At 72.5% G+C, this 14240-nt stretch carries 16 protein-coding genes and 1 riboswitch; of the genes, 2 read left to right on the forward strand and 14 right to left on the reverse strand.

All coding sequences use genetic code 11. The annotated features are described in order from the left end of the window. Window positions 1-56: 56 nt before the first annotated feature. Window positions 57-611, forward strand: a complete 555-nt coding sequence (gene epsC, locus BM288_RS00985; RefSeq protein ID WP_092915009.1) for a serine O-acetyltransferase EpsC — start codon at window positions 57-59, stop codon at window positions 609-611. Window positions 612-706: 95 nt separating this feature from the next. Here the strand turns inward: epsC and BM288_RS00990 are convergent, their stop codons facing one another. From BM288_RS00990 to lysA, 12 genes are all read right to left on the reverse strand, one after another. Beyond that, entirely contained in the window at window positions 707-1135 is a 429-nt protein-coding gene (locus tag BM288_RS00990) for a DMT family transporter (RefSeq protein ID WP_092915011.1), read from the reverse strand. 1 nt (window position 1136) lies between these two features. Then, window positions 1137-1451: a DMT family transporter gene (locus BM288_RS00995; RefSeq protein ID WP_092915013.1), complete on the reverse strand. Its 315-nt coding sequence runs from the start codon at window positions 1449-1451 to the stop codon at window positions 1137-1139. Window positions 1452-1461: 10 nt separating this feature from the next. Further along, window positions 1462-1525: riboswitch (guanidine-III (ykkC-III) riboswitch) on the reverse strand. 66 nt (window positions 1526-1591) lie between these two features. After that, window positions 1592-1981 carry a hypothetical protein gene (locus tag BM288_RS01000; RefSeq protein ID WP_092915015.1) on the reverse strand — a complete coding sequence of 130 codons (390 nt, stop codon included), beginning with the start codon at window positions 1979-1981 and terminating at the stop codon, window positions 1592-1594. 18 nt (window positions 1982-1999) lie between these two features. Next, window positions 2000-2461 carry a P-loop nucleotide/nucleoside kinase family protein gene (locus BM288_RS01005; protein ID WP_092915017.1) on the reverse strand — a complete coding sequence of 154 codons (462 nt, stop codon included), beginning with the start codon at window positions 2459-2461 and terminating at the stop codon, window positions 2000-2002. A gap of 228 nt (window positions 2462-2689) precedes the next feature. Next, window positions 2690-2932 (reverse strand): PLD nuclease N-terminal domain-containing protein, encoded by a 243-nt coding sequence (locus BM288_RS01010; protein ID WP_318255256.1) that lies wholly within the window; start codon window positions 2930-2932, stop codon window positions 2690-2692. A 63-nt stretch (window positions 2933-2995) separates the two neighbouring features. Continuing rightward, window positions 2996-4270, reverse strand: coding sequence for an MFS transporter (locus tag BM288_RS01015; protein ID WP_092915019.1), 1275 nt, complete (start codon window positions 4268-4270; stop codon window positions 2996-2998). Window positions 4271-4277: 7 nt separating this feature from the next. After that, window positions 4278-5360, reverse strand: coding sequence for a peptide chain release factor 1 (gene prfA, locus BM288_RS01020; protein ID WP_092915021.1), 1083 nt, complete (start codon window positions 5358-5360; stop codon window positions 4278-4280). Between the two features lies 1 nt (window position 5361). Continuing rightward, window positions 5362-7722 (reverse strand): transcription termination factor Rho, encoded by a 2361-nt coding sequence (rho, locus tag BM288_RS01025; protein WP_092915023.1) that lies wholly within the window; start codon window positions 7720-7722, stop codon window positions 5362-5364. Between the two features lie 135 nt (window positions 7723-7857). Continuing rightward, on the reverse strand, window positions 7858-8823 hold the full coding sequence (gene thrB / locus BM288_RS01030) for a homoserine kinase (protein ID WP_318255319.1): 966 nt from the start codon (window positions 8821-8823) through the stop codon (window positions 7858-7860). 20 nt (window positions 8824-8843) lie between these two features. Then, a complete protein-coding gene (gene thrC / locus BM288_RS01035) occupies window positions 8844-9959 on the reverse strand; it encodes a threonine synthase (protein ID WP_092915027.1) in 1116 nt (371 codons plus the stop codon). A 9-nt stretch (window positions 9960-9968) separates the two neighbouring features. Continuing rightward, a complete protein-coding gene (locus BM288_RS01040) occupies window positions 9969-11279 on the reverse strand; it encodes a homoserine dehydrogenase (protein WP_092915029.1) in 1311 nt (436 codons plus the stop codon). Continuing rightward, window positions 11276-12703 (reverse strand): diaminopimelate decarboxylase, encoded by a 1428-nt coding sequence (lysA, locus tag BM288_RS01045; RefSeq protein WP_318255257.1) that lies wholly within the window; start codon window positions 12701-12703, stop codon window positions 11276-11278. Before lysA ends, BM288_RS01040 begins: the two co-directional genes overlap by 4 nt. Before the next feature lie 175 nt (window positions 12704-12878). Here lysA and BM288_RS01050 point away from each other — a divergent pair, with 175 nt between their 5' ends. After that, the gene (locus BM288_RS01050) at window positions 12879-13556 is read left to right on the forward strand and encodes a DNA-3-methyladenine glycosylase (RefSeq protein WP_092915033.1); all 678 of its coding nucleotides are present in this window, start codon (window positions 12879-12881) and stop codon (window positions 13554-13556) included. Here BM288_RS01050 and BM288_RS01055 read toward each other — a convergent pair whose 3' ends face one another. Both BM288_RS01055 and BM288_RS01060 read right to left on the reverse strand, forming a co-directional pair. Beyond that, window positions 13557-13952: a type II toxin-antitoxin system VapC family toxin gene (locus BM288_RS01055; RefSeq protein WP_092915035.1), complete on the reverse strand. Its 396-nt coding sequence runs from the start codon at window positions 13950-13952 to the stop codon at window positions 13557-13559. Further along, on the reverse strand, window positions 13949-14182 hold the full coding sequence (locus tag BM288_RS01060) for a FitA-like ribbon-helix-helix domain-containing protein (protein ID WP_318255259.1): 234 nt from the start codon (window positions 14180-14182) through the stop codon (window positions 13949-13951). Before BM288_RS01060 ends, BM288_RS01055 begins: the two co-directional genes overlap by 4 nt. Between the last annotated feature and the right edge of the window lie 58 nt (window positions 14183-14240).

Here is a 14240-nt window from a genome sequence, read left to right on the forward strand (position 1 = left end):
GGTCCGCCCGGGCGGGACGACGCATCCGCCATCACCGCACGAACAAGGAGGATCGGTTGGGCCTGCTCAACATCCGTGAGGACATCGAGAACGCGAAGCGGCACGACCCCGCTGCGCACGGCAGCGTGACGATCGCGCTCACCTACTCGACCCTGCACGCGGTGTGGGCCCACCGCATCCATCACCGCCTCTGGCATGCCGGTGCGCGCCCGCTCGCGCGTGCCGGCAGTCAGTGGATGCGGTTCCTCACCGGCGTCGAGATCCACCCCGGGGCGCGGCTCGGCCGCCGCTTCTTCATCGACCACGGCATGGGCGTCGTGATCGGCGAGACGGCCGAAACCGGTGACGACGTGATGCTCTACCACGGCGTCACGCTGGGCGGCACGGCCAACGCCGCCGTCAAGCGCCACCCCACGCTCGGGCACCGCGTGCTGGTGGGGGCGGGCGCGAAGATCCTCGGGCCGATCGCGCTCGGCGACGACGTGAAGGTGGGCGCGAACGCGGTCGTGCTGCACGACGCGCCGTCGGGCGTGACGCTCGTGGGGATGCCCGCCAGGCCGGTCTCGCAGCTGTCGCCGGCGGAGCTGCCGCAGATCGAGTACTCGATCTAGGGCTTCCCGGTGGATCCGGGTCACGAACGGCTCGATCTCGGTTGCGCGCGGCGCAGATCGTGACCCCGATGCTGCGACGGGCGCTGTGCAGCGTGTCAGGCGGGGTCGGATGCGGTGGGGGGCGCAGGTGCGGACGGTTGGGGCGACGTCGGCTCGGGGTCCCTCGTGGCGGGCTCGGCGGGCGAGGCGGGCTCGGCGCGCTCGGTGAGCGCGAGGCCCGCGACCGCCGCGAGGATGCCGGCGAGGAAGACCAGCATGAGCGGGTTGAACGGCTGCGCGCCGGTCGCGAGCGCCCACACGACGGTGAGCGCTCCCCCGACGCCCGTCCAGACGGCGTAGCCGGTCGCCAGCGGGATCACGCGCACAGCCCGCTCGAGGCCGATGAAGCTGGCGATGCCGGCGACGACGAAGACGATCGAGGGCACGAGCCGCGTGAAGCCCTCCGACTGGCCGAGCGCCGTCGCCCAGACGGCCTCGAGCACGGCGCTGCCGAGCAGCACGATCCATGCGGTGCGGCCGCGCATCTCAGCTCACCAGCTTCAGGCCGACGAGGCATCCGACCAGCAGCACGAGCAGCAGCGAGCGCACCAGCGTGAGGCGCTCCTTGCCGCGGGCGAGCTGCAGCAGCACGGTCGCGACGGCGCCGACGCCCACCCAGACCGCATAGGCGGTGCCGGTGGGGATCTCGAGCATCGCCCACGCGAGCCCGCCCATCGAGACGATCATCGCGACGGCGAACAGCACCGTCGGCTTCCACCGCTTGAAGCCCTTCGAGGCCTGCATGGCGGCCGCCCAGACCGCCTCGAGCAGACCGGAGGCGATCAGGATCACCCAGGACATGACGAGTCCTTCCGGCCGTCTTGTCGCGATGCGGGTACGGCTCCCTCGTCCGCGGATCCAGCCTCGGATCCAGGAAGGATTCTAGCAAGTCCGGGCCGATCTGGCAGGGTGTGCCCGGGGTCTCGCGCTGGGCGGAGCGGTCAGCGAGCGTCAGGGCCGTCGTCGCGCAGCGCGTCGTCGCCGAGGGCGGTGTGCGCGCGCCAGGTGGCGAGCGTGAGCCCGATGAGGAGCACGATGGCGGCGAGCACGAGCAGCACCGCGGATTCGTCGGCGCTTCCCTGCGCACCGGCGACGAGCGCGCCGCCAGCCGCCACCGCGGCGACCGCCGCGGTCAGCCAGGTCAGCGGCGTGGCGGCGCGGTGGGTGCCCGTGTAGACCCGCGCATCCGTCCGCAGCCGCCAGCCGAGCAGCCCCAGCACGGGCGTCGGCGCGATGCGGCCCAGGCCGATGAGGTGCACGACGATGCCGATCGCGAGCGAGCCCAGCATCAGCAGCAGCGAGCCGAGCGAGAGGGCGACGGCGGGATCCATGCGCCCATCCTGGCAGGATCAGGCGGTGTCGACGGTGCGGTGCCGCTCGTCGTCGCCGGGCCACTCGAAGCCGGCGACATAGTCGCGCAGCTCCTCGTCGCTGAGCACCACCGACTCGGGGCCGGCCTCGCGCTCGTGCGAGCGCTCCAGCAGCGCTTCGAGCGGGGCTCGCACGACGACCAGCTCGACCTGCGCGTCCATGGCGCCGCAGCGCATCCGCCACCGATCCCGCACGCCGCGGGTCGACAGCGACGCGTCGAGCACCACGTGCCGGTCGGCCGAGACGGCATCGGCGACCTGCCGATGGAAGTCGTCATCGATCTCGTGCATGAGCTGCTGCGAAGGCTTGCCGTCGCGCACCCCGCGCGCCCACGCCTCGCGGTCGTAGGAGAGCACGAGCGCTCCCCCGGCTTCGAGCTCGCGCGCGAGGGTCGACTTGCCCGCGCAGGCGGGCCCGCACAGCAGTGTGACCTGGGCCATGTGCGCGAGCCTACGCGTCGCCCGCGCCAGAGGATTTCAACGTGCCAGGTGGGGGTTCGCCGCAACTATCGCGGCGGCGTACCACCTCGCACGTTGAGAAGCCGGGGTGAGCCGGGCGCGACCCGAGTAGCAGTCAGCGCAGGTCGAACCGCACCACCGAGCCGCCGCCGGTCGAGATCGTGTCGAGCCTGATGAATGCGCGGCCCCGGTTCTCGGGCGGCGCGGGCGCTACGAGGCGGTCGGCGCGGCGGCGTCCCTCGGGCGGCCGAGCACGAACCAGGCGATAGCGCCGAGCACGGGCGCGACGACGATGACGAGCGCCCAGAGGAGCTGCTGGCCGCCCGTGTGCGCCTTCGAGCGCAGCGCCTGCCACAGCGCCGTCACCATCAGCGCGAGCACCACCACGACCACGCCTGACCAGATCAGGTCGTAGCTCGCGGGCAGCAGCGGGTTCGGCAGCTGAGAGATCACGACGACAGGCTATCGGCGCGGTGCGGCGCTGCTCAAGGCTCGCTCGCGCCGCGGCGCGCCCGGTCAGTGCGCGGTGCGGCCGCGGGCGAGCGGAGAGACCGCGAGCCCGATCGCCGCGATCGCGAAGCCTGCGCAGACGATCGCGAGGGCCGGGCCGAAGCCGATCGCGTCGCCCAGCAGCCCAGCGAGCGGTGCCGAGATGACGAACATCGCGCGGTTGACGGTGCGCATCGTGGCGTTCATCCGCGCCTGCATGCGGTCGGGCGTCGCGCGCTGCCGCAGCGCCATCTCGCTCGGGTTGCCGATGCCCATGCCGACGCCGACGAGCGCCAGCCCCGCCAGCAGCACGACCGTCGAGAGACCGGCGGTGAGCACGTCGCCCGCGAAGGCGCTGAGCGCGACGGCGCTCCACGCGATGGGCGAGGTCACGCGGCTGACGATGATGGTGCGCGCAGCGCCCAGGCGCGAGCCGACGACGCCCGCGAGGGACGTGCCCACGAGCGTCGCCGCGCCGAGCACACCGATCGCCAGGCCCAAGCCAGCGGGCCCGGCCTCGAGCTCGAGCAGCACCAGCGGCACGAGCAGCGTCATCGCTGCGCCGTTGCACAGGAACCACACGTGCGTCCAGCGCGCGAAAGGACCCAGACGCGGATGCCGGTGCACGAAGCGCAGGCCGTGCGCGATCGAGCGCCCCAGGCCGTGCGCGCGGCGCGGCAGCCGCTCATCGGCCGGCAGCGTCCACAGCACCACGGCCGAGACAACGTGCGCACCGGCGGCCAGCAGCAGCGAGATGGGCGCCCCGAGCCAGGCGATCACGACGCCCGAGACCGCGGGCCCGGCCGACTGCGCCGCGTTCGAGCCGATGTCGAGCCGCTGGTGCGCGGGCAGCAGCCGGTCGCGGCCGACCAGTCGCGGCACGAACGCCTGCGAGGCGGCGTCGTTCACGAGGCTCGCTGTGCCGAGCAGCATGACCGCGAGCAGCAGCACCCACAGCGCGCCGCCGCCGCTCAGCCAGACGGCTGCGAGGCCGCCCAGGACGACCGCGCGCACGACGTCGCTGACGATCATGACCGTGCGCCGACGCATCCGCTCGACGATCGCGCCGACCAGCAGCCCCAGCACCATGTAGGGCAGCCAGCGGGCCGAGGAGAGCCAGCCGACCTCGGTCGCTCCGCCGCCGAGGTCGAGCACGACCATCGTCTGCAGGGCGATGACCGCCAGGCCGAGGCCGGTCTCGGTGGCGAGCTCGACGCTCCAGAAGCGCCAGAACGCGGCCCCCATCGGGGCCGCGCGTGCCCGCCCGCGCCCAGGACGCATCCGCCCCGGCCTGTCGGTCATGCCGCGGTCAGCCCTCGTCGCCAGCGAGGGCCGCGAGCCGCGCCTCCTCGTCGGCGCTGATGCAGGAGTCGATGACCGCTTGCAGCGCGCCGTCCATGACGGTGTCGAGGTTGTAGGCCTTGAAACCGGTGCGGTGGTCGGCGATGCGGTTCTCGGGGAAGTTGTAGGTGCGGATGCGCTCGGAGCGGTCCATGCCGCGGATCTGCGACTTGCGCGCGTCGGAGGCGGCCGCCTCGAGCTCCTCCTGCTGCCGCGCCAGCAGCCGGGCGCGCAGCACGCGCATGCCGGCCTCGCGGTTCTGCAGCTGGCTCTTCTCGTTCTGCATCGACACGGTGATGCCGGTCGGCACGTGCGTGATGCGCACGGCCGAGTCGGTGGTGTTCACGCTCTGACCACCGGGGCCCGAGGAGCGGTAGACGTCGATCTTCAGGTCGTTCTGGTCGATCTGGATCTCGTCCGGCGCATCCACCTCGGGGAAGACCAGCACGCCGGTCGTGGAGGTGTGGATGCGGCCCTGCGACTCGGTCGCCGGCACGCGCTGCACGCGATGCACGCCGCCCTCGTACTTCAGCGACGCCCAGACGCCCTCGGCGGGGTCATTCGAGGAGGACTTGATGGCGATCTGCACATCCTTGTAGCCGCCCATGTCGCTGGCGGTCGACTCGAGCATCTCGACCTTCCAGCCGCGGGCGGCCGCGTAGTGCGAGTACATGCGCACCAGGTCGGCCGCGAACAGCGCCGACTCCTCGCCGCCCTCGCCGCCCTTGACCTCCATGATCACATCGCGCCCGTCGTCGGGGTCGCGCGGGATGAGGAGCCTGCGCAGCTTCTCCTCCGCCTCGTGGGCGGTCTGCTCGAGCGCGGGCACCTCCTCGGCGAAGGCGTCGTCCTCGCGGGCGAGCTCGCGCGCCGCCTCGAGGTCCTCGACCGAGGCCTGCCAGCGCTCGTGCGCTGCCTTGATCTGGTTGAGCTCGGCGTAGCGCCGGTTCACCCGGCGCGCACGCACAGCATCGGCGTGCAGCGCCGGGTCGGCGAGCTGCTGCTCGAGGTCGGCGTGCTCGGCGAGCAGCCCGGCGACCGACTCGAACATGTCAGTCCTTGTCGTGCTGGCCGGGCACCGACTTCGAGACCTTCATCAGGAACTCGACGTTCGACTGCGTCTCCTTGAGCTGCTTGAGCACCAGCTCGAGCGCCTGCTGCGTCTCGAGGCCGGCGAGGGCCCGGCGCAGCTTCCACATCACCTTGGTCTCCTCGACGCCCATGAGCATCTCTTCACGACGGGTGCCGGATGCGTTGACGTCGACCGCGGGGAAGATGCGCTTGTCGGCCATGTGGCGTGAGAGGCGCAGCTCCATGTTGCCGGTGCCCTTGAACTCCTCGAAGATCACCTCGTCCATCTTCGAGCCGGTCTCGACGAGCGCGGTGGCGAGGATGGTGAGCGAGCCGCCGTGCTCGATGTTGCGCGCGGCGCCGAAGAACTTCTTCGGCGGGTACAGCGCGCTCGAGTCGACGCCGCCGGAGAGAATCCGGCCCGAGGGCGGGGCGGAGAGGTTGTAGGCACGGCCGAGGCGCGTGATGCCGTCGAGCAGCACGACCACGTCGTGACCGAGCTCGACCAGACGCTTGGCGCGCTCGATCGCGAGCTCGGCGACGATCGTGTGATCCTCGGCGGGCCGGTCGAAGGTCGACGCGATGACCTCGCCCTTGACGGTGCGCTGGAAGTCGGTGACCTCCTCGGGGCGCTCGTCGACGAGCACGATCATCAGGTGCACTTCGGGGTTGTTCTCGGCGATCGCGTTGGCGATGGCCTGCATGACGAGCGTCTTGCCGGCCTTGGGCGGCGAGACGATCAGGCCGCGCTGGCCCTTGCCGATCGGCGCGACCAGGTCGATGACGCGGGTCGAGAGCTTGTTCGACGTGGTCTCCAGGCGCAGGCGCTCCTGCGGGTAGAGCGGCGTCAGCTTCGAGAACTCGACGCGGGCGAGCGAGTCCTCGGTGGTCTGGCCGTTGATCGTGTCGACGCGCACGAGCGCGTTGTACTTCTGGCGCGTCGAGTGCTGCTCGCCCTCGCGCGGCTGCTTGATGGCGCCGACGACGGCGTCGCCCTTGCGCAGGCCGTGCTTCTTGACCTGGGCGAGCGAGACGTAGACGTCGTTCGAGCCGGGCAGGTAGCCGGAGGTGCGCACGAAGGCGTAGTTGTCGAGCACGTCGAGGATGCCGGCGACCGGCAGCAGCACGTCGTCCTCGTGGATCTGCGGCTCGTCGTCCTGGCCGCGCGTGCGGGTGCGCTCACGGCCGCGGCCGCGGCGCGAGCCGCCGTCCTGGTCGGACTGCTGCTGGTTGCCGCCCTGGTTGCCGCCCTGGTTGCCGCCCTGGCCACCCTGGTTGCCGTTCTGGCCCCGGCCGCGACCGCGACCGCGGCGCGAGCCGCCCTCGTCGTCCGAGTCGTCGTCCTGCTGCTGGTTCTGCTGGCCGCGCTGGTTGCCGCGCTGGCCGTCCTGCTGGTCGCCGCCCTGGCCGCCCTTGCCGCGGCTGCGGCGGCGGCGCGAGTTCGACGACTGCTGGTCGTCGCCCTGGTCGTCCTGGTCGTCGCCGCGCTGGTCGTCGCGGCGGTCGCCGTCGTTCGAGCCGCTGTCGGACTCGGTGGCGGATGCGTTGCCGCGGCCACGGCGCGAACGCGACGTGCCTGCGTCGGCCGCAGGCGCATCCGTCGTGGTCTGCTCGTCGGCGTCGGCCTTGTCGCCGCGCTTGCGGTTGCCGCGCTTGTCGGAGTCGGCCTTGTCGCTGTCGGCCTTGTCGCTGTCGGCCTTGTCGCTGCCAGCCTTGTCGGAATCGCCCTTGTCGGCGGCCTTGTCGGAGCCGGCCTTGTCGCTGCTCTTCTTGTCGAGGGCGCTCTCGAGGAGGGCGGCGGCGCCGTCCTGCTCGGCGGGGGCTGCGGCCTCGGCGGCTGCGGCCTCGTCGGCGCGCTTCTGCGCGGCGGTGCGGCGCGCGGGACGCTTGGTGGCCGGCTTCTCGGCGGCGGCGGCCCCGCTGCCGGTGTCGGCTGCGGGCTGCTCGCTCGAGCCGGCGCTGGCCGACTCGGTGACGGCCGAGCCGGTGGTTCCCGACTCGGTGGTGCCGGAATCGGTGCCGGCGGCCTCGACCGCGGCTGCCTCGTCGGCGCGCTTCTGCGCGGCCGTGCGGCGCGCGGGACGCTTGGTGGCCGGCTTCTCGGCCGAGGCGGCGTCTGCTGCGGCCTGCGCGGGCGCAGCCTCAGCGGCGGGCGCCTCGGCGGCGGCGGTCGAGGCGGGGGCCGCAGCCTGCTCCGCCACTGACGACGACGACGCGCGGCGCGAGCGGCGCTTGGGCGCGGCGGGTGCCTCGGACGGTGCTGTCTCGGCCTGCGCAGCCTCGGCTGCGGGGTTGGTGGCAGCGTCTGCTGCCGGGGTGCGGTTGGTCGACTCGCTGGTCATGACGCGAGGGCTCCTTCGATGTTGGCCCGCGCGCGATGCCGCGGGCATGGGACCTTGTCTCCCGCTGCGCCCACGGCCGGTGCAGCGAACAGTGCTGGCCGACGGTCGAGCGCATCAGAAATGCAGAGAGTGGAGTCAGAAACTCCCCGAACCGGGCTGGGCCGCGGCACTGGTGGGGATGCGCTCCACTGTACCACCGCGGATGTCGACCGCGAGCAGGCGCGCAGTCCATCCCTCGGGGCGGTTCTCGACGATGGTCGCCGCCTCGAGCCGGGCCGCCGGGTCGGCGGCGAGCACGAGCACCGACGGGCCGGCACCCGAGACGACGGCCGCGTGGCCGGCGGCGCGCAGCTGCTCGACGAGCTCGCTCGTCTGCGGCATGGCGCTGGCCCGATACGACTGGTGCAGGCGATCCTCGGTGGCATCGAGCAGCAGCTCGGGGCTCTGCGTCAGCGCCGCGACCAGCAGCGCCGAGCGCGAGAGGTTGAAGACGGCGTCGGCGTGCGGCACGGCCTCCGGCTGCAGGCTGCGGGCGAGCTTCGTCGACATGGTCGCCTCGGGCACCGCGACCAGCAGCGAGACGCCGCGGTGCACGGCGAGCTGCTTGTGGCGCGGGCCGCTCTGGTCGACCCAGGCGATGGTGAGGCCGCCGAAGATGGCGGGCGCGACGTTGTCGGGGTGGCCCTCGAGCTCGGTCGCGTAGCGCAGCACGTCGTCGTCGGTGACCTCGACGATGCCCTCGAGCAGCCCCTTCGCCGCCAGCACGCCCGAGACGATCGCGGCGCCGGAGGAGCCCATGCCGCGGCCGTGCGGGATGCTGTTGGTCGCCGTGAGCGCGAGCCCGGGCGCCTCGACGCCCACCCGGTCGAACACGTGCAGGATCGCGCGCGCCACCAGGTTGGTCTCGTCGGTGGGCACGGCGTGCTCGGTGTCCGCGGCGCCGATGCCCGCGACCTCCACCGTCACGCCGGACGCGGTCGCCTCGACGTCGAGCTCGTCGTGCACGTTGAGCGCCAGGCCCAGCGTGTCGAAGCCGGGGCCGAGGTTGGCGCTGGTGGCGGGCACGCGCACGTGCACGCGACGGCCGAGCGGCACGGTCACATCAGTCACACCAGCACCGCTCATGCGAGGCCCAGCAGCTCGGCGACCTGCGTGGTGTCGGCGTCGGCCGACTCGGGCGCGGCGTCGGAGCCGTCGTCGAGCTTCAGCCCCCACTGGGCGTCCTTCAGGCCGTGGCCGGTGACCGTCAGCGCGATGGTCGAGCCGGCGGGGATCTCCCCCGCCGCGTGCCGCTCGAGCAGGCCCGCGACCGAGATCGCCGAGGCCGGCTCGACGAAGACGCCGGTCGAGGAGGCCAGCAGCCGCTGCGCCTTCAGGATGTCGGCGTCGGCGATCGCGCCGATGTAGCCGCCCGACTCGTCGCGGGCGTCGAGCGCCTGCTGCCACGAGGCCGGGTTGCCGATGCGGATGGCGGTGGCGACCGTGTCGGGCTCGAGCACCCGCTCGCCCCGCACGATCGGGGCGGCGCCGGCGGCCTGGAAGCCGAGCATGCGCGGCCGCTTGGTGGCGACACCGCTGGTCTCGGCCAGCGAGTAGCCGCGCCAGTAGCTGGTGATGTTGCCGGCGTTGCCGACCGGGATGCAGTGGATGTCGGGCGCGTCGCCCAGCACGTCGACGATCTCGAGCGCGGCGGTCTTCTGCCCCTCGATGCGGTCGTCGTTCACCGAGTTCACCAGGTGCACCGGGTACTGCTCGGCGAGCTCCTTCGAGATCTCGAGGCAGTCGTCGAAGTTGCCGCGCACCTGCACGATGCGGGCGCCGTGCACGACCGACTGGGCGAGCTTGCCCATCGAGATCTTGCCCTCGGGCACCAGCACGATCGCCTGGATGCCGGCGGCGGCCGCGTAGGCGGCGGCCGAGGCCGAGGTGTTGCCGGTGGAGGCGCAGGCGATCGCCTTCGCGCCCCGCTCGACGGCCCGCGAGACCGCGACGGTCATGCCGCGGTCCTTGAACGACCCCGTCGGGTTCAGGCCCTCGAACTTCACGAACACCCGCGCATCCGTCAGCTGCGAGAGCGCGCGCGACTCGATGAGCGGGGTGCCGCCCTCGCCGAGCGTCACGACCGTGGACGCATCCGTCACGTTCAGCACGTCTGCCCACTCGTGCAGCAGGCCGCGCCACTGGTTGCGTGAGCCCTGGTTGCGTACGCCCTGCGTGCGTGCAGTCTGGTTCGCCATCGGTTCCTCCTAGTCGATGAGCCGGATCACGCTGTCGATCCGCTCCACGTCATCCTGCTGCTCGAGCGCGGCGAGCACGTCTGCGATGCGCGCCTCGGTCGCGGTGTGGGTGCCGAGCACCAGGGTGGCGGCGCCGTCGCGCACATCCTGGCGCACCGACTCGACCGAGACGCCGTGCAGCGCCACGAGCCCGGCGATCACCGAGAGCACGCCCGGCTGGTCGGCGACCGTGAGCGCGATCTCGTGCCGCGCGAGCACCTCGCCGAAGGGCGCCAGCGGCAGCTTCGCGTGCGTCGAGCCGGCGGTGCCCGGGCCGCCCGCGACGTGCCGGCGCGCGATCGAGACCAGGTCCCCGAGCACCGCAGAGGCGGTCTCGGGCCCGCCGGCGCCGGCGCCGTAGAACATCAGGTCGCCCGCTGCCTCGGCGGTCACGAAGACGGCGTTCATCGCCTGGCGCACGGCGGCGAGCGGATGCGTCGCCGGCAGCGAGACGGGATGCACGCGTGCCGAGACGCGGTCGCCCGCACCGCCGGGCTGGCCCTCGCCGGCTGGCAGCCGCTCGCAGATCGCGACCAGCTTCAGCACCCGGCCGGCGCGCTCGGCCTGCGCGACCATGTCGCTGGTGACGCCGGTGATGCCCTCGCGGTGCACCTCGCTGGCGGGCACCTCGGTGTGGAAGGCGAGCGAGGCGAGGATGGTCGCCTTGCTGGCGGCGTCGAAGCCCTCGATGTCGGCGGTCGGGTCGGCCTCGGCGTAGCCGAGCTCGGTGGCGATCGCGAGCGACTCCTCGAGCGTGGAGCCCTCGGTGTGCATGCGGTCGAGGATGAAGTTGGTGGTGCCGTTGACGATGCCCATTACGCGGATGACGCGGTCGCCGGCGAGCGAGTGCTCGAGCGGGCGGATGATCGGGATGGCGCCGGCGACGGCAGCCTCGTAGGCGACCTGCGCGCCGACGATCTCGGCCGCGGCGAACAGCTCGGGACCGTGCGCGGCGACCAGCGCCTTGTTGGCGGTGACGACGTCGGCGCCGGCGGCGAGCGCCTCGAGCAGCAGCGTGCGGGCCGGCTCGATGCCGCCCAGCAGCTCGACCACGATGTCGGCGCTGGCGACGAGCGTGTCGAGGTCGGTGGTGAGCAGCTCGCGCGGCAGCTCCACGTCGCGCTTGGCGTCGAGGTCGCGCACGCCGATGCCGACCAGCTCGAGGGGCGCGCCGACGCGGGCGGCGAACTCGTCGCCGTGCTCGAGCAGCAGGCGCGCCACCTGCGAGCCGACGCTGCCGGCGCCGAGCAGCGCGATGCGGAGGGAACGGTAGGAGTTCATGATGCGGCTCCGGGATTCTGGCGGTCGAGCCCGGCGTCGCGGCCGAGCAGGTCGTCGATGGTCTCGCGGCGCACGAGCGTGCGGACGACGCCGTCCGCCACCGCGAGCACCGGCGGGCGCGGCGCGGCGTTGTAGTTCGAGGCGAGCGAGTGGCAGTAGGCACCGGTCGCGGCGACGGCGAGCAGGTCGCCCGGCGCCACGTCGCCCGGCAGCCACTCGGCGTCGACGACGATGTCGCCCGACTCGCAGTGGCGGCCGGCGACCCGGGTCAGCATGGGCTCGGCGGCGGATGCGCGACTCGCGATCCGCGCGGAGTACTGCGCCCCGTAGAGGGCCGGCCGGGCGTTGTCGCCCATGCCGCCGTCGACCGAGACGTAGGTGCGGGTGCCCTGCTCGAGCTGCACGGGCTTGATCGTGCCGACGCGGTAGACGGTCACGCCGGCCGGGCCGACGATCCAGCGGCCGGGCTCGATCGAGATCCTGGGCACCGCGATGCCGAGCTCGTCTGCGGCGTCTCGCACCGCATCCGCCAGCCTCGTCGCGATCGTCTCGATGGGCTCGGGGCTGTCGGCGGCCGTGTAGGCGATGCCGAAGCCGCCGCCGAGGTTGAGCTCGGGGAAGGCGCCGTCGGCGGTGCTGCCGGTGCCGCCGAGCTCGGCGTGCAGGGTGAGCATGCGGCGGGCGGATTCGCCGAAGCCGGCGGCGTCGAAGATCTGCGAGCCGATGTGCGTGTGCAGGCCGACGAGCTCGAGGCTCGGCAGCTCGCGGATGCGCGCCACGAGCGCGGGCGCCTCGGCGACCGGGATGCCGAACTTCTGATCCTCGTGGCTGGTGGCGAGGAACTCGTGCGTGGAGGCGTGCACGCCCACCGAGATGCGCAGCCGCACCCGCTGCACGCGGCCGGCGCGCTCGGCTGCGGCGGCGATGCGCTCGGCCTCGATGGGCGAGTCGATGATGAAGGTGCCGATGCCGGCGGCCACGCCCGCCTCGATCTCGACAACGGATTTGTTGTTGCCGTGGAAGCCGATCGCGGCCGGCTCGACGCCCGCGCGGAGCGCCGTGGCGAGCTCGCCGCCGGTGCAGACGTCGATGCGCAGCCCCTCGGCGCGCATCCAGCGCGCGACGTCGGCGGTCAGCAGCGCCTTGCCCGCGTAGTAGACGTCGACGCCCTGCCCTCCCGAGTCAGCCTCCGCATCCGTGAACGCCGCCTCGAAAGCGGTGCGGATGCGGCGGGCGCGCTCGCGCACGACCGCCTCGTCGACGAGCAGGAAGGGCGTGCCGTGCTGCTCGGCGATCGCGGTGAGCGCCACGCCCCCGACGTGCATCGCGCCGTCGATGCGCTCGGCGCCCGCAGGCCAGACGCCCTCGACGAGCGCGTTGGCGTCGCTGGTGTCGGGCAGCTGGGGGGCGAGCGGATGCGGCACGGAACTCCGTCCGAGTGGTGGTGCGTGTGCCCGCGACGGATCGCTCCGGGTGCGGGTGGTGTGCGGCGCTTGTGGCGCTGCCTCCATCCTACGGAACAGTCAGATACCGCGCGGCGCTCGGCGACGCGGCGTTGCTCATAATTCCCAGCGTCGTGATTATGAGTAACGTGCCAGGGTGGCCACTCCCGACCCCACCTGGTTCGAGCGCGACCCGCTCGAGCTCGCTCCGCTGCTGCTCGGTGGCGTGCTCAGACGAGCGGATGCGTCGGGGGCCGTCGCCGTGCGCCTCACCGAGGTCGAGGCATACCGCGGCAGCGACGACCCGGGCGCGCACACGTTCCGCGGCAAGACGGCCAGGAACGCGACGATGTTCGGTCCCGGCGGACACGTCTACTGCTACTTCACCTACGGCATGCACCACGCGGTGAACATCGTCGCCGGGCCGGAAGGCTCTGGCTGGGGTGTGCTCGTGCGTGCCGGTGAGGTGGTTGAGGGCTACGAGCTCGCGGCGGAGCGCCGGCATGTGCGCCGCGCGACGCGGATCGCAGGTGAGCTCGCCCGCGGCCCCGGCAACGTCGCCCAAGCGCTCGGCGCGACGCTCACCGACGACGGCGCTGCCTTCCACCGCACTGTCGACGACGAACCTGTTGATCGAGTAGGCGCGCAGCGCCGTATCGAGATCCCCACCGGCTGGTCCTTCGAACCGGCGACCGCGCCGCCGCACCACCGCACCGGCCCCCGCGTCGGCGTCAGCGGCCCCGGCGGCGACGCATCCGCCTACCCCTGGCGCTTCTGGATCCCGGGCGAGCCGAGCGTCTCGGCCTACCGGCCCGCGGTGCAGCGCAAGCGCTGATCAGCGGACAACGCGAATGCGGCAGCGAGGCCCGTTGGCGTTGGCGAGCCGCCGGTCGCCAGTGAGCAGATCGCAGTCGAGCGCCTCTGCCAGGGCGACGTACATCGCGTCGTAGGCGCTGACACTCGCGCGCAGGTCGTAGGCGCGAGTCACCAGGTGCCGGGTCGGCACTCGTGGGAACGCGAGCTGTTGCAGGTCGCTCGATGCTGCTTCGAACTGTGCATCCGAGAGCGATCCGGCGAGCCACAATCGGCGCAGCGCGGCCATCACCTCAACATTGATCAGGTCGGGTGCCGTGAATTCGTCCGCAGCGCGCAGGGCTGCACGCGCGCTCCGGCCTGCGTCTCCATCGTCGCCGAGAGCGTTCACCAGCACGGAGGCGTCGACGACCTTCACCGCCGATCACGCTCAGCTTCAATGGCGTCCACCGCTTGCTGGAATCCGATTCGCCCGCCCGACTGCCTCCGCTCGATGTCATCCAGGATGTCGGCGAGCTGCTTCTCCTCAGCAATGCGCCGCAGCTCGATAGCCAGGAAGTGCTGCAGCGACTGCTGACGCGCAGCAGCCTTCCCCAGCAGCGCAGCGTGCACGTCTTCAGGCAGATCACGAACCAGAACGTTGGGCATGCTTACAGTTTGCAAGCAGGCGTGGCTTGGCGTCAATCCCGGTGTCGTGGATGCCATC

This window comes from Agrococcus baldri (assembly GCA_900114805.1).
Classification (GTDB): Bacteria; Actinomycetota; Actinomycetes; order Actinomycetales; family Microbacteriaceae; genus Agrococcus; species Agrococcus baldri.